Below are 18,305 nucleotides of genomic sequence, written 5' to 3'. Positions count from 1 at the left end.
GAAATCAAGCCATCACGTCAACCGTTCCACAGCCCCCGGTCACCCGCATCTCTGCGCGCCCCCGCCCGCAAGCGCCCGCCGCGGCCCGCCGCCACCCGGACGCCGGAGCGTACCGCCGCACGGACCGGGTACCCCGCCCGCAGGGACCCCCGGCCCCGGCACGGCCACCGCGTGCGCCGGCCGTGGGCGCCCACATGTCCCCGCCTCACCCGCCCACCCCGCTTCCTCAGGAGTGATGCCATGAGCCGGCGACCGTCCCAGCAGGACATCGTCCGCGCACTGCTCGACCGGCACGGCCGGACCTACGCCGCCGAGGCCGGGGTCCCGTTGCGCAACGCCCCGCAGCCGCTCTACCAGGCCCTCGTCGTGGCCGATCTGCTCAGCGCGCGGGTCCGCGCCTCCGTGGCGGTGGCCGCCGCCCGCGCGCTGTTCGGCGCCGGGCTGCGCACCCCGCGCCGGATGGCCGACGCGCCGTGGCAGCAGCGGGTCGACGCGCTCGGCGAGGGCGGCTACCGCCGCTACGACGAGAGCACCGCCACCCGCCTCGGGGAGGGCGCGGTGCTGCTGCTCGACCGGTACGGCGGCGATCTGCGGCGGATGCGGGACGCGGCCGGCGGCGACACCGCGGCGCTGCGCGGCGCACTCCAGGAGCTGCCGGGCATCGGGCCCGCGGGGTCCGGCATCTTCGTACGCGAAGTACAGGGCGTATGGCCCGAGTTCGCCCCGTTTCTCGACGCCAGGGCGCTCCGGGGCGCGGCGGAGCTGGGGCTGCCCGACGACCCCGGGCGGCTGGCCCGGCTGGTCGGCGCGGACCGGATCGCCGCCTTCGCCTCGGGGCTGGTGCGGGCGGCACTCGACCCCGCGGTGGTCGACGACGTACGGGAGCGGACCCCCGCCTGACCGCCGCGCCGCCCGGGCACCTGCCACCCCGGGCCGGCACCCCTAGCCCGGCGCGCACCCCGCCCAGGTCCACTCCGCGACCTCGGGAAGATCGGTCCCGTGCTCGCGGATCCAGTCGTGGTGGCGGGTCCGGATGTCCGCCATCGCCTGCCGCAGCGCCACCGCGCGGACCCCCAGGCCCGGCACCCGGTCCACCACGTCCATCACCAGCCGGAAGCGGTCGAGGTCGTTGCGCACGACCATGTCGAAGGGCGTGGTCGTGGTGCCCTCCTCCTTGTAGCCGCGGACGTGCAGATTCGCGTGTCCCGCGCGCCGGTAGGCGAGGCGGTGGATCAGCCACGGGTAGCCGTGGTAGGCGAAGATGACCGGCTTGTCGCGGGTGAAGAGCGCGTCGTACTCGGAGTCCGGCATTCCGTGCGGGTGGACGCCCGCCGGCAGCAGCCGGGCCATGTCGACGACATTGACCACCCGCACTGCCAGATCGGGCAGATGGCGGCGCAGCAGATCGGCGGCGGCCAGTGTCTCCTGGGTGGGGACGTCGCCGGCGCAGGCCAGCACCACGTCCGGGTCGCGGCTGCCGTCCTCGGTGCCCGCCCAGTGCCAGACGCCGGCGCCGCGGGCGCAGTGGGCGCGGGCCTCGTCGAGGGTGAGCCAGTCGAAGCTCGGCTGCTTGCCGGCGACGATGACATTGACGTAGTCGCGGCTGCGCAGCACATGATCGGCCACCGAGAGCAGGGTGTTGGCGTCCGGCGGCAGATAGACCCGGACCACCTCGGGGCTCTTGTCGAGGACGTGGTCGACGAAGCCGGGGTCCTGGTGGGAGAAGCCGTTGTGGTCCTGCCGCCAGACGTGCGAGGTGAGCAGGTAGTTGAGGGAGGCGATGGGGCGCCGCCAGGGCAGCCGGCGCGCGGTCCGCAGCCACTTGATGTGCTGGTTGACCATCGAGTCGACGATATGGGCGAACGCCTCGTAGCTGGAGAAGAGGCCGTGCCGCCCGGTGAGCAGATAGCCCTCCAGCCAGCCCTGGCACAGATGCTCGGACAGCACCTCCATCACCCGGCCGTCCCGCGCCAGATGCTCGTCGGTGCCCAGCGTCGCCGCCTGCCACGCCTTGCCGGTGGCGCGGTAGACCGCGTCCAGCCGGTTGGACGCGGTCTCGTCCGGGCCGACGAGCCGGAAGTCGCGGCGCGCGGCGGTCGCCGCCATGACATCGGCGAGCAGCCCGCCGAGCACCCGGGTCGGCTCGTGCAGCGAGGCTCCGGGGCTGGCGACGTCCACCGCGTGCCGCTCCAGCGGCGGCAGCGGCAGCGCGCGCAGCAGCAGCCCGCCGTTGGCATAGGGCGAGGCGCCCAGCCGGCGCCGCCCCTCGGGCACGCACGCCAGCACCTCCGGGCGCGGCCGGCCCGCCTCGTCGAACAGCTCCTCCGGCCGGTACGAGCGCAGCCACCGCTCCAACTGGTGCCGGTGGTCCGCGTGATCCCGTACGCCGGCGAGCGGCACCTGATGGGACCGCCAGGTGCCTTCCACCGGCTGCCCGTCGACCTCGTGCGGACCGGTCCAGCCCTTGGGCGTCCGCAGCACGATCACGGGCCAGCGCGGTCGGTCGGTCGCGCCCTCCTCGCGCGCCCGGCGCTGGATCGCCGCGATCCGGTCCAGCGAGCGGTCCATGGCGGCGGCCATCGCCTGATGCACCGCGGCCGGGTCGTCGCCCGTGACATGGACCGGATCGTGGCCGTAGCCGCGCAGCAGCGCGTCCAGTTCGGCTTCCGGGATGCGGGCGAGCACCGTGGGATTGGCGATCTTGTAGCCGTTGAGATGCAGGATCGGCAGCACGGCCCCGTCGTGCACCGGGTCGAGGAACTTCGTGGCGTGCCAGGACGCGGCGAGCGGCCCGGTCTCCGCCTCCCCGTCGCCGATCACGCAGGCGACCAGCAGCCGCGGGTGGTCGAACGCCGCGCCGTACGCATGGGTGAGGGAGTAGCCCAGCTCACCGCCCTCATGGATGGAGCCGGGCGTCTCCGGCGCGACATGGCTGGGCACCCCGCCCGGGAACGAGAACTGCCGGAACAGCAGCTCCATCCCCGCCCGGTCCCGGCTCACGTCCGGGTACGTCTCGGAGTACGTGCCGTCCAGCCAGGAGTTGGCCAGGACGGCCGGCCCGCCGTGCCCCGGCCCCCATACGCACAGCGCGTCCAGGTCCCGGGCCGCGATCACCCGGTTGAGATGGGTGTGCACCAGGTTCAGCCCCGGTGAGGTGCCCCAGTGCCCCAGCAGCCGCGGCTTGATGTGCTCGGGGCGCAGCGGCTCCTCCAGCAGCGGATTGGCCATCAGGTAGATCTGCCCGGCGGAGAGGTAGTTCGCGGCCCGCCAGTGCGCGTGCAGCGCCGCGAGCTCCGCCGCACCGAGATGGTCCGCGACCGCCGGCGCCGCCGACACCGCGGCGCCCGCCCGTCCCGCGTCGTCCCCTGGCATCTCCTCGCCCTCCTCGCCTTGCGGTCGCTCGCCCGTACCGGTCCCCGGCGTTCCGCTAGCCCTTGGGCCGGTCGGCCGTCCGGGGGACGGTCCGGCCGGCCGCGAGATAGCGCTCCGCCTCGATGATCGCCTCCTGGACGGTGCGCCGGCCCATCAGCACGCACAGGGTGTAGGCGATGTCCTCCAGCCGCTGCCGGGCCGCCGGATCGTGCGGATCCGCGAGCACCATCCGCTCCCACACGCGGTACCGCCGCAGCAGCGAAGCGAGCACAGACTTGTCCGGCAGCAGCATGCCGTCTCTCTCCCGACATCGGCCCGGCGTACCCGGGGCGGCTGACCGGCGCGCGGATGCGACGCCCGAACCGGAGTGGCTCCCACCTTGCGTCGGCGGTGCGGCACCTGCAACCGGACGCGGGGCATCGGGGGACGTGGCCGGTGGCCGCCGGCCGTTCAGTCGGGTGGCTCGGGGGCCGGGTACGCACCCGGCGCGGCCCCGGGCGGCTCTTCCGGGGCGGTCGCCGGCGCTTCCGGTGCGATCCCGGGTTCGGATTCCGGCTCCGGTTCGGCCGGTACCGGATCGCGCGGTACCGGATGCGGATCCCGGGGCACCGGTCCCGGCCCGTCACCCGTCGTTCCCCTGGTCATGACCGGCCCCCTGCCTGCCCGTATCTCCCTGCTCTTCCATGGTGCGCCGGCCGCCCACCCGCCGCTCCTCCGGGCAATTACCCCGCACCGCGGCGTCCGGCACGCTACGTTCGCCGCATGGAAGCACGCACGTGCGACGGCAGCGCCGGAGACGTGGACTACGGTTCGGTGGGCGGCGGTTACGCCGCCTACCGGCAGCCCGATCCGCGCATCGCCGCCCGGATCCTCGCCGCCCTCGGCACCGCCCGTACGGTCGTGAACGTCGGTGCGGGCGCCGGTTCCTACGAGGCGACCTCGCTCGACGTCACGGCCGTCGAGCCCTCCGCGTCGATGCGCGCACAGCGGCCCGCCCACCTCCCTGCGGCAGTTGACGGGGTCGCCGAGCAACTCCCGTTCCCCGACGGCTCCTTCGACGCGGCGATGACGACGTTCAGCGTGCACCAGTGGAGCGACGCCGCGGCCGGGCTGCGCGAGATGCGCCGGGTGGCCCGCGGCCCGGTCGTGGTGCTGACCTGCGACCCCGCCCTCGTCCGCGACTTCTGGCTGTACGCGTACGCGCCCGAGGTCCTGGACACCGAGGCCCGCCGCTATCCGGAGATCGCCGAGCTGACGGCCGCACTCGGCGGCCGGGCCAGCGTCGAGACCGTCCCGATCCCCCTCGACTGCTCCGACGGCTTCAACGAGGCGTACTACGGCCGCCCCGAGCGGCTGCTCGACCCGGGTGCCCGGCAGGCGTGCTCCGCCTGGAGCTTCACCGACGACGCGACCCGGGCCCGGTTCGGCGCCGGGCTGCGCCGCGACCTGGCCGACGGCAGCTGGGACGCCCGCTACGGCGCACTGCGCCAACAGCCCACCCTGGAAGGCTCGTTGGTCCTCCTCCGCGCCGTCCCGGACTGACCGGGCGGCGGCCGGCCGGCAGCAGCGATCGCACTTTCCGGGCGGCTGTGCTCCTCTGGTACGGAGGACGATCCGCACCGAGGAGCACCGCGCCATGCCCGCCACCACACTCCGTATCGCGATCATCGGCGCCGGTCCCGGCGGGCTGGTCTGCGCCCGCGTGCTCCAGCACCACGGCATGCCGGCGGCGGTCTTCGAGCAGCAGCCCGGCGCGGACGCGCGCCCGCAGCGCGGGACCCTGGCGCTGTGGCCGGAGTCCGGGCAGGCGGCCCTGCGCGCGGCCGGGCTGGAGCGGGAGTTCCGTGCGCTCGCCCGGCCCGAAGGGCAGGAGACCCGGCTGCTGGACCGCACCGGCGCGGTGCTCGCCCGGCACGCCGCGGAGCCCGGCGCGGCCGGGACCTCCGGGCCCCCGGAGCTCCCCGGGATCGGCCGGCAGGAGCTGCGCCGGCTGCTGCTGGACTCCCTCGCCCCGGGGACCGTCCACTGGGGGCGGTACCTCCGTACGCTGCACCCGCGCGGCGACGGCCGCCATGAGGCCGAGTTCGACGACGGCCGCGGGGCGACCTTCGACCTGGTCATCGGCGCCGACGGGGCCTGGTCGCGGGTGCGGCCGATGGTCTCCGACGCCACCCCGCACTACTCCGGCGTGACCTTCGTCGAGACCGGCTTCGAGGACGTCGACGCCCGCCATCCGGAGATCGCCCGGCTGGTCGGCCACGGCCGCATGGCGGCGTTCTCCGGGGCCAGAGGCCTGATCGCCCGGCGCGACGGCCGCGACCGCATCCAGGTCCACGCCGCCTTTCGCGGCTCCGAGGACTGGGCGCTCACGGCCGGGCTGGACCTGGCGGACACCGCCGCCGTCCGCACCGCGCTGCTCGGCCGGTTCGCCGGGTGGGACGCGCGGCTGCTCGCGCTGCTCCGGGACAGCGACAGCGGCTTCACCAACCGGCCGCTGTTCGCGCTCCCGGTGCCGCACACCTGGCCGCACACACCGGGCCTGACCCTGCTGGGCGATGCCGCGCACCTGATGACGCCGCTCTCCGGGCCGGGCGCCGACCTCGCGCTGCTTGACGGCTGCGAACTGGCCCGGTGCCTCGCCGAGGCGCACACCTGGCAGTCCGACCCGGACCAGGGGGTGCGCGCGTACGAGGCGGCGCTGTTCCCCCGCTCGGCCGCGGTCGCCGGGAGCGCCGCCCGCGCCCTGGACAACGCCCTTGCCCCGGAAGCCCCGCAGCGCACCCACCGCCCGCCGCGCCACCGCTTCACCCGCCACCTGCACCGCCGCTGACCGGCCCCGCCGGCCCGGGTTGCGGCCCGGTCCCGCCCGTCGGACGATCGGCAGCGTACGGAGGCGGCGGGCGGCGGACCCGGACGGACCGCGGCCCGTCCCGCGGTGCGCGGAGGGACGGAACCGACCGTGAAGATCACTGAGCCCACGCCCGGAGCGCCCTGCTGGGTGGAACTGGGCACCTCGGACGTGGACGCCGCCAAGGTGTACTACCGCCAGGTCTTCGGCTGGCACGCCGAAACCGATCCGCGCCCCGAGGCCGGCGGGTACACGACCTTCTCGGCGGGGGACGCCCCGGTCGCCGCGGTCACCCCGCTGTACGCGCCGGGGCAGCCGACCGCCTGGACCGTCTCGTTCGCGACCCGGGACGCCGATGCGCTGACCGCGGCCGTCGCCGAGGCCGGCGGCCGGGCGCTGATGGGCCCGATGGACGTCTTCGACCTGGGCCGGTTCGCCGTGCTGGCCGATCCGGCGGGGGCGGTCTTCTCGGTCTGGCAGGCCCGGGAGTTCGCCGGTGCCGGGCTGCTCAACGCGCCCGGCTCGCTCGGCTGGGTCGAACTCGCCACCGGCGACGCCGAGGCCGCCACGTCCTTCTACCCGCAGGTCTTCGGATGGACCGTCAGCGCCCATGGCACCTACACACAGTGGGGCATCGACGGTGCCGACTTCGGGGGGATGAGCACCCTGGAGGCGCGCGACCGGGAGGACGTCCGGCCGCACTGGCTGCCGTACTTCGCGGTCGCGAGCGTGGACGGGACCGCCGCCCGCGCCGCCGAGTCCGGGGGCATGCTGCTGCTGGCCCCGACGGACGTCCCGGACGGGCCCCGGATCGCGATGGTCCGCGATCCGCAGGGCGCCGTCTTCGGCATCCACCAGGTGGGCACGGAGGGCTGACGGCTCCGGCGGGGGCGCGCCGACGGACGGGTGATTTTCCTCGTCCACCGGGCGTCCGGACCTCACACGATTGGCTCCCCGGTCGTCGTTTCACCACACTGCGCAACTGATTTGCGCGTAATGTCCACAACGCGCCAATGGGTGGCATTGCGCGTCAAGTGATCGCGCGTCAAGAACAGGAGACCCCCTATGTCCACGACCGACGTCCTCGTGGTCCGAGGCAAGAAGCTCGCAGCCGGTGCGGGCGCACTGACCATGGCTGTCGCCCTGGGGGCGACGCTGCTCGCGGCGGCTCCGGCGCAGGCGACCCCGAAGCCGCAACCGCCGCAGCCGTACCAGCAGTCGCAGGGCGATCTCGGTGGGCCGTACGGCACCGTCAACGCCTCGCGCGGCATCTCCGAGCGCATGGCTCCGAGCACCGACGCCCCCACGAAGGGCTTCTTCCGCAACCGCGAGGCGGTGGTCCTGGACTGCAAGGTCCGCGCCCAGGGCATCCGCGGCAACGACGTCTGGTTCCGGGTCCACGGGCGCGGCTGGGTGTCGGGCAAGTACGTGACCAACAACGGCTACGTCAGGTACTGCAAGGACGCCCAGCGCACCACGGGCCGGGACAGCGACGGGGCGCGGCGCGCCGGCTGAGCCGCGACACCGAGGAGGCCCGGCGCGGTGCCGAAGGGGTACCGCGCCGGGCCGTAGTGTGCCCCGCCGTCTCCCGGCCGCCGCCCTTCCGTATCACTGGAACAAGTTCTACTGTGCCCCTCGACCTGGAATCCGACGGACCGTCAGGACGAACGGGAGGGGCCGTGCACCTCGAATACACCCCGGAGCAGCAGCAGTTGCGCGCCGAGCTGCGGACGTACTTCGGCGAACTGGTGCCGGACGACGCCTACACCCGGTATGCCGAGCCGGCAGACCAGAAGCGCTTCTACCGCCGGACGGTGCGCCGGCTGGGCGCGGACGGCTGGCTCGGGGTCGGCTGGCCGAAGGAGTTCGGCGGGCGCGGGATGACGCCGATGGAGCAGTTCATCTTCTTCGACGAGGCGGCGCAGGCGGGGGTGCCGCTGCCGCTGATGGCGCTGAACACCGTCGGCCCGACGATCATGCAGTTCGGCACGGACGAGCAGAAGGCGTACTTCCTGCCCAGGATCCTGTCCGGTGAGATCGACTTCGCGATCGGCTACAGCGAACCGGAGGCCGGCACCGACCTGGCCGCCCTCAAGACCCGCGCGGTGCGCGAAGGCGACGAGGAGACCGGCCGTTACGTCGTCAACGGCCAGAAGATCTGGACGACCAACGGCGACACCGCGGACTGGGTCTGGCTGGCCGTACGCACCGCGCCCGTGGCGGACGGCGTCCCGCCGCACAAGGGCATCACCATGCTCCTGGTCCCCACCAGCGACCCCGGCTACTCCTGCACCGTGATCAACACCCTCGCCTCACACGACACCACCGCCAGCTACTACGAGAACATCACCGTCCCCGCCACCCGCCGGGTGGGCCAGGAGAACAAGGGATGGCGGATCATCACCAACCAGCTCAACCACGAGCGGGTCACTCTCGCCGCCCACGGCACCATGGCCATCCGCGCGCTGCACAACGTCCAGCGGTGGGCCGCCGGGACCAAGCTCGCCGACGGCCGCCGGGTCATCGACCTGGCCTGGGTCCGCGGCCGGCTGGCCCGTACGCACACCAGGCTGGACGCCATGAAGCTGCTGAACTGGCGGATGGTCGACGCGCTCCGGACGGGCACGCTGACCCCGCAGGACGCCTCGGCCGTCAAGGTCTACGGCTCCGAGGCCCGGCGGGACGCGTACGCCTGGCTGATGGAGGTCGTGGGCGCGGCCGGTCCGCTCAAGGAGGGCTCGGCCGGCGCGGTGCTGCACGGCGAACTGGAGCGCGGCTACCGCTCCGCCGTCATCTTCACCTTCGGCGGCGGCAACAACGAGATCCAGCGCGAGATCATCTCGTGGATCGGGCTCGGAATGCCCCGCGTACGGCGTTGAGAGGGCAACGGGCGATGCGGCGACGGCGGGCGACGACGAGGGGAGGAGCGGTGGCGGCGGGTGACCCGGGGCTCTTCGGCCCGCGTTCGGTGACCTGGCAGATGCACGGCGACCCGATGATGTGGATCGCGGGCGTCCGCGCGCTGTACCTCCAGGCGCTGCATCCCCGCGCGGTGCGCGGCGTCGTCCAGAACTCGGCCGCCTTCCGCATGACCGAACGGGGCCGGCGCGACGCCTGGGGCCGGCTGATGCGGACCGCGAACTTCGTCGGGACGGTCACGTACGGGACGACCGGCGCCGCCGAGCAGGCCGGTGCCGCGGTCCGCGGGATCCACCGCCGGCTGACCGCCACCGACCCGGCCACCGGCGAGCGCTACGGCGTCGACGACCCCGCGCTGCTGCTCTGGGTGCACTGCGCGGAGGTGGACTCCTACCTCCAGGTGCTCCGCCGCTCCGGCTACCCGGTCGGCGACGCCCAGGCCGACCGCTATCTGCGGGAGCAGCGCGCCAGCGCCCGGCTCGTCGGGCTCGACCCGGCGCGGGTCCCCGCCGACCGGGCCGCGCTGGCCGCCTACTTCGCACGCGTACGTCCCGAGCTCGCGCTCACCCCCGAAGCCCGGCAGATCGACGACTTCCTGCGCCGCCCGCCGACCCCGGCCCCGCTCGTCCCGGCCCGCGCGCTGCTCTGGCGCCCGGTGGCGGCCCTGGCGTACGGGGCGCTGCCCGCCTACGCCCACGAGCTGTACGGCCGGCCGGCGCCGCCGCCCGCCGCCGTCACCCGCAGGCTGCGCGCCACCGGCCGGGTGCTGCGGGCCGTTCCGCCCACCCTCCGTTGGCAGCTGCCGCCGCAGCACATCCTGCGCGCGGTGGCGCGGCTCGGACCCGGTACCCGGCCAGGGCCCTACAAGCTCCGCGATTCCGCGGCCATACTGGACGGGCAGGGCACGCAGGGGGATCCACGCGGCTGAACGCGGGGGGGCGGGGGCGGCGATTCAGGATGGCGGAGAACAGGCTGATCAGGGGACGTTACCGGCTGCTCGACATCATCGGGCGCGGCGGAATGGGGGAGGTGTGGCGGGCCCGTGACGAGTCGCTGGGCCGGCAGGTCGCCGTCAAGTGCCTCAAGCCCATGGGCCAGCGGCAGGAGCCGGGGTTCCTGCGGGTGCTGCGGGAACGCTTCCGGCGCGAGGCCCGGGTCGCCGCCGCGCTCCAGCACCGCGGTATCACCGTCGTCCATGACTTCGGCGAGGACGACGGCATCCTCTTCATCGTCATGGAGCTGCTGAGCGGCCGTAATCTCAGCCAGCTGCTGGACGACAACCGGCGCCAGCCGCTGCCCGTCCCGGACGTCATCGAGATCGCCGAACAGGTCACAGCCGCGCTCGCCTACACCCATGAACAAGCCATTGTTCACCGCGATCTGAAACCGGCGAACATCGTCCGCACCACCGACGGCACGGTCAAGATCTGCGACTTCGGCATCGCCCGCCTCGGCCACGACATAGGCTTCACCGCCCGGCTCACGGGCACCGGCGTCGCCATGGGCAGCCCGCACTACATGTCGCCCGAGCAGATCGGCGCCGGCACCGTCGACCACCGCAGCGACCTGTACTCCCTGGGCTGCGTGCTCTACGAAATCGCCACCGGGGCCCCGCCGTTCGCCCAGGGCGACGCCTGGGCGGTGCTGGTCGGGCACCGCGACACCGCCCCCGAACCACCGCGCCGGGTACGCCCGGACCTGCCCGAGGTGTACGAGCGGATCGTCCTGGACCTGCTCGCCAAGGAGCCGGACGACCGCCCGAGGGACGCCGACGAGCTGGGCAAGCGCCTCGCCGACGCACGCCATCCGCGCGCCGTCCGCGGCGCCGGCGGTGGCCCCGGGGACCTCACGGTGCCCACCCCGCGGCTGCCCTCCTGGACCCAGGGGATAACCGTCGGCTCCCCGGCCGCCGGCGCCCGGCGCCGCCGCCGTACGGCATCGGACCGGGCCGCCGCGGTCCTCACCGACGCCTGGACCATCGGTGGCGACCCGCAGCGCGGCGAGTCGTCACCGGCCGTGGGACTCGTCCGGCCGGCAACCTCCGAAGGCCACCACGCCACCCTCGCGGCGCTCGCCGACCGCCTGGCGACCGCCCGGCAGCTGGCCGGGCTCGGCCGGCACTTCGAGGCGCACCAGCTCTTCACCGAGGTGCTGGCCGGCCGGGAGCGCACCCTGGGCCCCGACCACCCCGACACGCTCGGCTGCCGCCACCACCTCGCGGTCGGCCTCGGCCGGCTGGGCCGGCTGGAGGACAGCCGGGCCACCGCCCGCGAGGTGGCCGCCGCCCGCGCCCGGGTGCTCGGCGCACACCACCCCGACACTCTGGCGAGCCGCTTTCAACTCGCCTCCGTACTAGGGCAGTTGGGTGCCTGGCCGGAAGCGCTGTGCGCGTACCGGGAGGTGGCCGCGGCGCGCGCCGAGTCGCTGGGCCCGGATCACCCGGACACCCTCGCCGCCCGCTACGAGGTCGGCATCTGCCTGGGCCGGCTGGGCCGCAGCGCGGAGGCCCTGACGCACTACCGCGAGCTGGTGGCGGCGCGCACCCGCGCCCAGGGCCCCGACGATCCGGAGACGCTGCGCGCCCGGCACGGACTCGGCGTCAACTACGGCCGCCAGAACCGCTGGGAGGAGGCGCTGACCGAGGCCCGCCAGGTGACCGCAGCGCGCGCCCGGGTGCTCGGCGCCGACCATCCCGACACCCTGGCCAGCCGCCGGGAGACCGCCGTGGCGCTCGGCCGGCTCGGGCGCTGGGGCGACGCGCTGGAGGTCTACCGCCAGGTGGCCGACGCCCGCGAACGGGTCCTCGGCCCGGCCCATCTCGACGCGCTGGCCAGCCGCGGCGACCAGGCCCAGTGCCTGGAGCAACTGGGCCGTACGGACGAGGCAGCCGCCCTCTACCGCCGGGTCGCGGTGCTGCGCCAGGAGCGCGCGCAACGCCGGAGGTAGTGGGCGGCCGAGGGTTGTCAGTGCGGGGTGACCCGGTAGAGCACCGTGCCGTGCGGCGGGATGTTCCGGGCGATCAGGTCCCGCCGGGTGAGCCCGCTGCGGCCGGTGACCAGATCCCGCACCCGGTACGCACCGGCCTCCGGCAGCCCCGCCGCGCCGGCCGTGACGGACAGCGTGCGGGCGGTCTTGCCCGAGTTGAACAGCGCGATCGCCCAGTCGCCGTTCTTCAGCGGCTTGGACAGCACCACGCCGTCGCCGTCCTGCTGCACGATGTGCCCCTGGACGCCGAGCGGGTCCTGGTCTACGGCGATGACCTCGCGGTTGCCCAGGATCGCGCGTGCCTCGGGGGAGATCTCGCCGAGGTCCGTACTGGAGATCAGCGGCGCGGCCATGACCGACCACAGCGACATCTGGCTCTGCATCTCGGCCCGCGACAGACCCGCGTCACCGACCAGCAGGAAGTCGGGGTCGTTCCAGCGTCCGGCCCGCTGGAGGTCGGCCAGGTTGGCGTTGTAGCGGAAGTTGAAGGCGATGGAGGCCCACTTCTTGGCCGGGGTGCTCTGCTGCACCGCGATGTCCGCCCCGCCCCGCCACAGGTTGCCCAGCTGCGCCGACCAGCCGATGACCTGGTGCCAGACCTTGTCCCCGGAGTACTGGAAGTAGGCGGGCGCGGAGACGGAGAAGGTGATGGGACGCCCGGTGGCCCGCAGCGCCCGGCTCTGCTGGCGGTACAGGTCGTGGTACGCCTGCTCCTTGCTCTGCCCCTTGGGGACCGGCACATTGCAGCCGTCGGCCTTGAGGTAGTCGACCCCCCAGCTCGCGAACAGCTTGGCGTCCTGGGGGAAGTGCCCCAGGCTGCCCGGGAACTTGCCGCAGGTCAGCGTGCCGACGTCCTCGTAGATGCCGAACTTCAGGCCCATCTTGTGGAGTTGCCGGCCGAGGTAGGCCATGCCGTGCGGGAACTTCGCCTTGTCCGGCACCAGCTCGCCCTTGGGACCGCGCTGCTTGGCCATCCAGCAGTCGTCGACGGTGACGGTGCGGTAGCCCTTGTGCGCCAGTCCGCTGCGCACCAGGGCCTGCGCGTTGTCCAGGACCACCTTCTCGTTGAGGCCGCACATGTAGTACGACCAGTTGTTCCAGCCCATCGGGGGCGTCGGGGCCAGGTTCGGGTACTGGCCGTCGCGCTGGGGCCCGGGAGCGCGGGCCGGATCGGGGGCGGCGGAGGCGGGGGCGGTGGCCGAGAGCAGTCCCGCCGTGCAGGCGGCGACGGCGGTGAGTCCGGCGAGGGTGCGGCCGATGCGGGATACCGACGAATGGGACACGGGTCACCTCACGTGGTGGGTGGGACGGCCTGGTCGATCGGCCGTCGGGGCGGTTCCATGGCGGCGCACGGCCGGACGCTAGGAGCCCGTACGGGTCCGGTCAAGAAGCCGCACCGACCGAAGTGGGGCATTCAGCCGCGCGGGCCTGGCGACCGCGATCACCGCGTGCTACCAAGGGGCATGCCGGAACGGACTTCGTATGACGCGGTCATCGTCGGCGGCGGGCACAACGGACTGGTGGCCGCCGCCTATCTCGCACGCGCGGGACGCAGCGTGCTGGTGCTGGAGCGGCTGGACCACACCGGTGGGGCCGCCGTGTCGACCCGGGCCTTCGCCGGGGTCGACGCCCGGCTGTCCCGCTACTCCTACCTCGTCAGCCTGCTGCCACCGAAGATCGTGCAGGACCTCGGGCTGCGCTTCGCGGTCCGCAAGCGCACCATCTCCTCGTACACCCCCACCGTCCGCGGCGGCCGGCCCACCGGGCTGCTGGTCGGCGGCGGCGCGGACCGCACCCGTGCGTCCTTCGCGCAACTCACCGGTTCCGAACGGGAGTTCACCGCCTGGCAGCGCTTCTACGACACCACCCACCGGCTCGCCGGCCGGGTCTTCCCCACCCTCACCGAACCGCTGCCCACCCGCGCCGCGTTGCGCGCCCGCATCGACGACGACGCCACCTGGCACGCCCTCTTCGAACGCCCCCTGGGCGAGCTGATCGAGGAGACCTTCGACGACGACCTGATCCGCGGGGTGGTCCTCACCGACGCCCTCATCGGCACCTTCGCCACCGCCCACGATCCGTCACTCCGCCAGAACCGCTGCTTCCTCTACCACGTCATCGGCGGCGGCACCGGCGACTGGGACGTCCCGATCGGCGGGATGGGCGCCCTCACCGACGCGCTGGCCGACGCCGCCCGCCGGGCCGGCGCCGAGATCGTCACCAGCTGCCCGGTGACCGCCGTCACCACGGACGGCCGTACCGCGGAGGTCATCTGCGACCAGGGCACCATCGGGGCCCGCCGCGTCCTGGTCAACGCCGCGCCCCGGGAACTGGCCCGGCTGCTGGGCGAGGCGGAGCCGCCGCCCGCCGAAGGCGCCCAGCTCAAGGTGAACATGCTGCTCACCCGGCTGCCCCGGCTCCGGGACACCGGCGTCGACCCGCGCGAGGCCTTCTCCGGCACCTTCCACATCGCCGAGGGATACGGCCAGTTGGAGACCGCCCACCGGCAGGCCGCGGCCGGCGAACTGCCCGCCGCGCCCCCCTCGGAGATCTACTGCCACTCCCTGACCGACCCCTCCATCCTGGGCGCCGACCTGGTCCGCCAGGGCTACCAGACCCTCACCCTGTTCGGCCTGCACACCCCCGCCCGGCTCTTCACGGCCGACACCGCCGCCTCGCCGGCCACCCGCGACCGCCTCCTCGCCGCCACCCTCGCCCAGTTGGACGCCCACCTCGCCGAACCGCTCGCCGACTGCCTGGCCCGGGACGCCGAGGGCCGGCCCTGCATCGAGGCCCGCAGCCCGCTCGACCTGGACCGCGAACTGGGCCTGCCCGGCGGCAACATCTTCCACCGCGAGCTGGCCTTCCCGTACGCCGACGAGGAGGACGGCGCGGCCGGCGCCCCCGCCCGCTGGGGGGTGGCGACCGGCCACGCCAACGTCCTGCTGTGCGGCGCGGGCGCGGTCCGCGGCGGGGGAGTGAGCGGGATCCCGGGGCACAACGCGGCGATGGCGGTGCTGGAGGAAGGATGAGCGGCCCCGCCCCCCGTTCCCGGGGCCGCTGGCGATTTCTGACGCTGCATCAGAAAATCTCTTCCCTCGTACGGTCCGCTGCGGCATCCTGCGCCCATGCAGACGGAGCTGAGCAACGCGCTGGGAGTCGAGCACGCCGTCTTCGGGTTCACGCCCTTTCCCGCGGTCGCCGCGGCGATCACCCGGGCCGGCGGGTTCGGGGTGCTCGGCGCGGTCCGCTACACCGCGCCCGGCGAACTGGCCCGCGACCTCGACTGGATGCAGCAGCACACCGACCAACTGCCCTACGGCCTCGATGTCGTGATGCCCGCCACGAAGGTGGAGGGCGTCACCGAGGCGGACGTCGAGGCGATGATTCCGCCCGGGCACCGGCGGTTCGTCGACGGGATCCTGGCGAAGTACGACGTGCCGCCGCTCGCGCCGGGGGAGGCGTCCGGCTGGCGGATCACCGGCTGGATGGAACAGGTCGCCCGCACCCAGCTCGACGTCGCCTTCGACTACCCGATCAAGCTGCTCGCCAACGCCCTCGGCCCACCGCCCCCGGACGTCGTCCGGCGCGCCCACGACCACGGCATACGGGTCGCCGCGCTGGCCGGCAGCCCCCGGCACGCGCTGCACCACAAGGCCGCCGGGATCGACATCGTCGTCGCCCAGGGATACGAGGCCGGCGGCCACACCGGCGAGATCGCCACCATGGTGCTCACCCCCGAAGTCGTCTCCGCCGTCGACCCGTTGCCCGTGCTGGCCGCCGGCGGGATCGGCACCGGTGAGCAGATCGCCGCCGGACTCGCCCTCGGCGCCCAGGGCGTCTGGCTCGGCTCCCTCTGGCTCACCACCGAGGAGGCCGATCTGCACTCCCGGCGGCTGACCGCGAAACTGCTCGCCGCCGGACCCGGCGACACCGTCCGCTCCCGCGCCCTGACCGGCAAACCCGCCCGCCAGCTCCGTACCGCATGGACCGACGCCTGGGACGACCCGGACGGCCCCGGCACCCTCCCGATGCCGCTCCAGGGCCTGCTGGTCGCCGAGGCCAACTCCCGTATCCAGCGGCACGAGGTCGAGCCGCTGCTCGGCACCCCGGTCGGCCAGATCGTCGGCCGGATGAACACCGAACGCAGCGTCCAGGCCGTCTTCGACGACCTCACCCGCGGCTTCGAGCGGGCCATCGACCGCATCAACCGCATCGCCGGCCGCGCCTGATCTGCCGATCCGACACTGCCCGAGGAGGGAACACCCATGACCGCCACCCCCAACGGCTTCTGGGGCCAGGCCACCGCCGACCCCGGCCGGACGGTCCTGATCGCCCCGGACGGCGAGGAGTGGACCGCCGGCCGGCTGCACGCCGCGGCCAACCAGCTCGTCCACGGGCTGCGCGCGGCCGGGTTGGAGCGCGGCGACGCCTTCGCCGCCGTCCTCCCCAACGGCGTCGAGTTCTTCACCGCCTACCTCGCCGCCTCTCAGGCCGGCTTCTACCTCGTCCCCGTCAACCACCACCTGGTCGGCCCGGAGATCGCCTGGATCGTCGCCGACTCGGGCGCCAAGGTGCTGATCGCCCATGAGCGGTTCGGGGAGGCGGCCCGGCAGGCCGCCGACGAGGCCGGGCTCCCGGCCGGGCAGCGGTACGCCGTCGGCACCGTCGACGGCTTCCGCCCGTACGGCCGACTCCTCGGCGGGCAACCGGAGTCCGCGCCCGCCGACCGCACCCTCGGCTGGGTGATGAACTACACCTCGGGCACCACCGGACGCCCCCGCGGCATCCGCCGCCCGCTGCCCGGCAAGCCGCCCGAGGAGACCTACCTGGGCGGCTTCCTCGCCATCTTCGGCATCCAGCCGTTCGACGACAACGTCCACCTGGTCTGCTCTCCGCTCTACCACACGGCCGTACTCCAATTCGCCGGCGCCTCACTGCACATCGGCCACCGCATCGTCCTGATGGACAAGTGGACGCCCGAGGAGATGCTGCGCCTCGTCGACCGGCACCGCTGCACCCACACCCATATGGTCCCGACCCAGTTCCACCGGCTCCTCGCCCTGCCGGAGGCGGTGCGGTCGGCGTACGACGTGTCCTCGATGCGGCATGCCGTCCACGGCGCCGCGCCCTGCCCCGACCACGTCAAACGCGCCATGATCGAGTGGTGGGGAAGCTGCGTCGAGGAGTACTACGCGGCCAGTGAGGGCGGCGGCGCCTTCGCCACCGCCGAGGACTGGCTGAAGAAGCCCGGCACGGTCGGCCGCGCCTGGCCGATCAGCGAGCTCGCCGTCTTCGACGACGCCGGCAACCGGCTGCCCGCGGGCCGGCTCGGCACCGTCTACATGAAGATGAGCACCGGCGGCTTCTCGTACCACAAGGACGAGGGCAAGACGCGGAAGAACCGCATCGGCGACTTCTTCACCGTCGGCGACCTGGGCTTCCTCGACGAGGACGGCTACCTCTTCCTCCGCGACCGCAAGATCGACATGATCATCTCCGGCGGGGTCAACATCTACCCCGCAGAGATCGAATCGGCCCTCCTCGCCCACCCCGCGGTCGCCGACGCCGCCGCCTTCGGCATCCCGCACGACGACTGGGGCGAGGAGGTCAAGGCGGTCGTCGAGCCCGCCGAGGGATACCCGGCCGGGCCCGCGCTCGCCGCCGAGATCCTCGCCCACTGCGCATGCCGGCTGGCCGGCTACAAACGCCCGCGCTCGGTCGACTTCACCGACGCCATGCCCCGCGACCCCAACGGCAAGCTCTACAAGCGGCGGCTCCGCGACCCGTACTGGGCGGGCCGGGAGCGCGCCGTGTAGCCGTGCCGGGGAACCCTCCCCGGATTCTTCAGCGCTCGGTGACCCGTATGACGCGCAGCTGCGGCGAGGCCAGGACGTCCCGTTCGCAGTACCGCTCGCGCACCATCCGCCCGGCCGAGAACAGCCTCGTCTGATCGCTGTAGTGCGAGGAGGTCGGGTCGGACGACTGCGCGTACGTCAGGAGCGTACGGGCCACCGGGCAGCCGCTGCCGTCGAAGCCGACCGCCTGGATGAAGCTGGAGCCGGTGCTCACCTCGGCGTACCCGCCCTTGGCCGCGTCCCAGACGCCCTCGACCTTGTTCCACACCCCGAGCCCTTCGGTGCCCCCGCCGAGCGGGATACGCCGACCGTTGCGGACCACG

The 18,305-nt window shown here is 73.9% G+C and carries 15 protein-coding genes; 11 read left to right on the top strand and 4 right to left on the bottom strand.

All coding sequences use genetic code 11. The features are described 5' to 3' along the window. Window positions 1–240 precede the first annotated feature (240 nt). Complete coding sequence (locus IEZ17_RS22845) at window positions 241–900, top strand: endonuclease (RefSeq protein WP_189303069.1); 660 nt, start codon at window positions 241–243, stop codon at window positions 898–900. Window positions 901–942: 42 nt separating this feature from the next. Here IEZ17_RS22845 and IEZ17_RS22840 read toward each other — a convergent pair whose 3' ends face one another. Next, window positions 943–3,372, bottom strand: a complete 2,430-nt coding sequence (locus tag IEZ17_RS22840; RefSeq protein ID WP_229852528.1) for a phosphoketolase family protein — start codon at window positions 3,370–3,372, stop codon at window positions 943–945. A gap of 55 nt (window positions 3,373–3,427) precedes the next feature. Further along, window positions 3,428–3,664: a DUF5133 domain-containing protein gene (locus IEZ17_RS22835; protein ID WP_189303068.1), complete on the bottom strand. Its 237-nt coding sequence runs from the start codon at window positions 3,662–3,664 to the stop codon at window positions 3,428–3,430. Between the two features lie 470 nt (window positions 3,665–4,134). Between IEZ17_RS22835 and IEZ17_RS22830 the strand changes: the two genes are divergently transcribed. The 7 genes from IEZ17_RS22830 (at window position 4,135) to IEZ17_RS22800 (ending at window position 12,085) form a co-directional block, all read left to right on the top strand. Continuing rightward, window positions 4,135–4,914, top strand: a complete 780-nt coding sequence (locus IEZ17_RS22830) for a class I SAM-dependent methyltransferase (protein ID WP_189303066.1) — start codon at window positions 4,135–4,137, stop codon at window positions 4,912–4,914. A gap of 94 nt (window positions 4,915–5,008) precedes the next feature. Then, entirely contained in the window at window positions 5,009–6,202 is a 1,194-nt protein-coding gene (locus IEZ17_RS22825) for an FAD-dependent oxidoreductase (protein ID WP_189303064.1), read from the top strand. Between the two features lie 129 nt (window positions 6,203–6,331). Then, window positions 6,332–7,096, top strand: a complete 765-nt coding sequence (locus IEZ17_RS22820; RefSeq protein ID WP_189303062.1) for a VOC family protein — start codon at window positions 6,332–6,334, stop codon at window positions 7,094–7,096. Window positions 7,097–7,285: 189 nt separating this feature from the next. Next, a complete protein-coding gene (locus IEZ17_RS22815; RefSeq protein ID WP_189303060.1) occupies window positions 7,286–7,735 on the top strand; it encodes an SH3 domain-containing protein in 450 nt (149 codons plus the stop codon). 164 nt (window positions 7,736–7,899) lie between these two features. Beyond that, window positions 7,900–9,099 (top strand): acyl-CoA dehydrogenase family protein, encoded by a 1,200-nt coding sequence (locus IEZ17_RS22810; protein WP_189303058.1) that lies wholly within the window; start codon window positions 7,900–7,902, stop codon window positions 9,097–9,099. Between the two features lie 14 nt (window positions 9,100–9,113). Beyond that, entirely contained in the window at window positions 9,114–10,067 is a 954-nt protein-coding gene (locus tag IEZ17_RS22805) for an oxygenase MpaB family protein (RefSeq protein ID WP_189303056.1), read from the top strand. A 29-nt stretch (window positions 10,068–10,096) separates the two neighbouring features. Then, window positions 10,097–12,085 (top strand): serine/threonine-protein kinase, encoded by a 1,989-nt coding sequence (locus IEZ17_RS22800; RefSeq protein WP_189303054.1) that lies wholly within the window; start codon window positions 10,097–10,099, stop codon window positions 12,083–12,085. Window positions 12,086–12,102: 17 nt separating this feature from the next. On the opposite strand, the gene IEZ17_RS22795 is transcribed toward IEZ17_RS22800, so the two are convergent. Next, window positions 12,103–13,407, bottom strand: a complete 1,305-nt coding sequence (locus tag IEZ17_RS22795; protein ID WP_189303052.1) for a glycoside hydrolase family 27 protein — start codon at window positions 13,405–13,407, stop codon at window positions 12,103–12,105. 180 nt (window positions 13,408–13,587) lie between these two features. On the opposite strand from IEZ17_RS22795, the gene IEZ17_RS22790 reads away from it, so the two are divergent. The 3 genes from IEZ17_RS22790 to IEZ17_RS22780 all read left to right on the top strand — a co-directional run bounded on the left by IEZ17_RS22790 (window position 13,588) and on the right by IEZ17_RS22780 (window position 17,943). Next, window positions 13,588–15,156 carry a phytoene desaturase family protein gene (locus IEZ17_RS22790; protein WP_189303049.1) on the top strand — a complete coding sequence of 523 codons (1,569 nt, stop codon included), beginning with the start codon at window positions 13,588–13,590 and terminating at the stop codon, window positions 15,154–15,156. A gap of 96 nt (window positions 15,157–15,252) precedes the next feature. Next, window positions 15,253–16,356, top strand: a complete 1,104-nt coding sequence (locus IEZ17_RS22785) for an NAD(P)H-dependent flavin oxidoreductase (protein WP_189303047.1) — start codon at window positions 15,253–15,255, stop codon at window positions 16,354–16,356. Window positions 16,357–16,392: 36 nt separating this feature from the next. Then, on the top strand, window positions 16,393–17,943 hold the full coding sequence (locus tag IEZ17_RS22780; protein ID WP_189303045.1) for an acyl-CoA synthetase: 1,551 nt from the start codon (window positions 16,393–16,395) through the stop codon (window positions 17,941–17,943). 28 nt (window positions 17,944–17,971) lie between these two features. Here the strand turns inward: IEZ17_RS22780 and IEZ17_RS22775 are convergent. Continuing rightward, window positions 17,972–18,305 (bottom strand): penicillin acylase family protein (locus IEZ17_RS22775; RefSeq protein WP_189303043.1); only part of this gene is annotated, 334 nt, incomplete at its 5' end.

Source organism: Streptomyces albospinus (genome assembly GCF_014648695.1).
GTDB classification, from domain to species: Bacteria; Actinomycetota; Actinomycetes; order Streptomycetales; family Streptomycetaceae; genus Streptomyces; species Streptomyces albospinus.
The sequence above is the reverse complement of the archived record's forward strand: the minus strand, read 5'-3'. Positions and strand labels throughout refer to the sequence as shown.

Bases quoted from the DNA above. Each gene is read 5' to 3' on its own strand.
- IEZ17_RS22845 (WP_189303069.1), top strand. From the start codon at position 241: ATGAGCCGGCGACCGTCCCAGCAGGACATCGTCCGCGCACTGCTCGAC.
- IEZ17_RS22840 (WP_229852528.1), bottom strand. From the start codon at position 3,372: ATGCCAGGGGACGACGCGGGACGGGCGGGCGCCGCGGTGTCGGCGGCG.
- IEZ17_RS22835 (WP_189303068.1), bottom strand. From the start codon at position 3,664: ATGCTGCTGCCGGACAAGTCTGTGCTCGCTTCGCTGCTGCGGCGGTAC.
- IEZ17_RS22830 (WP_189303066.1), top strand. From the start codon at position 4,135: ATGGAAGCACGCACGTGCGACGGCAGCGCCGGAGACGTGGACTACGGT.
- IEZ17_RS22825 (WP_189303064.1), top strand. From the start codon at position 5,009: ATGCCCGCCACCACACTCCGTATCGCGATCATCGGCGCCGGTCCCGGC.
- IEZ17_RS22815 (WP_189303060.1), top strand. From the start codon at position 7,286: ATGTCCACGACCGACGTCCTCGTGGTCCGAGGCAAGAAGCTCGCAGCC.
- IEZ17_RS22805 (WP_189303056.1), top strand. From the start codon at position 9,114: ATGCGGCGACGGCGGGCGACGACGAGGGGAGGAGCGGTGGCGGCGGGT.
- IEZ17_RS22800 (WP_189303054.1), top strand. From the start codon at position 10,097: ATGGCGGAGAACAGGCTGATCAGGGGACGTTACCGGCTGCTCGACATC.
- IEZ17_RS22790 (WP_189303049.1), top strand. From the start codon at position 13,588: ATGCCGGAACGGACTTCGTATGACGCGGTCATCGTCGGCGGCGGGCAC.
- IEZ17_RS22785 (WP_189303047.1), top strand. From the start codon at position 15,253: ATGCAGACGGAGCTGAGCAACGCGCTGGGAGTCGAGCACGCCGTCTTC.
- IEZ17_RS22780 (WP_189303045.1), top strand. From the start codon at position 16,393: ATGACCGCCACCCCCAACGGCTTCTGGGGCCAGGCCACCGCCGACCCC.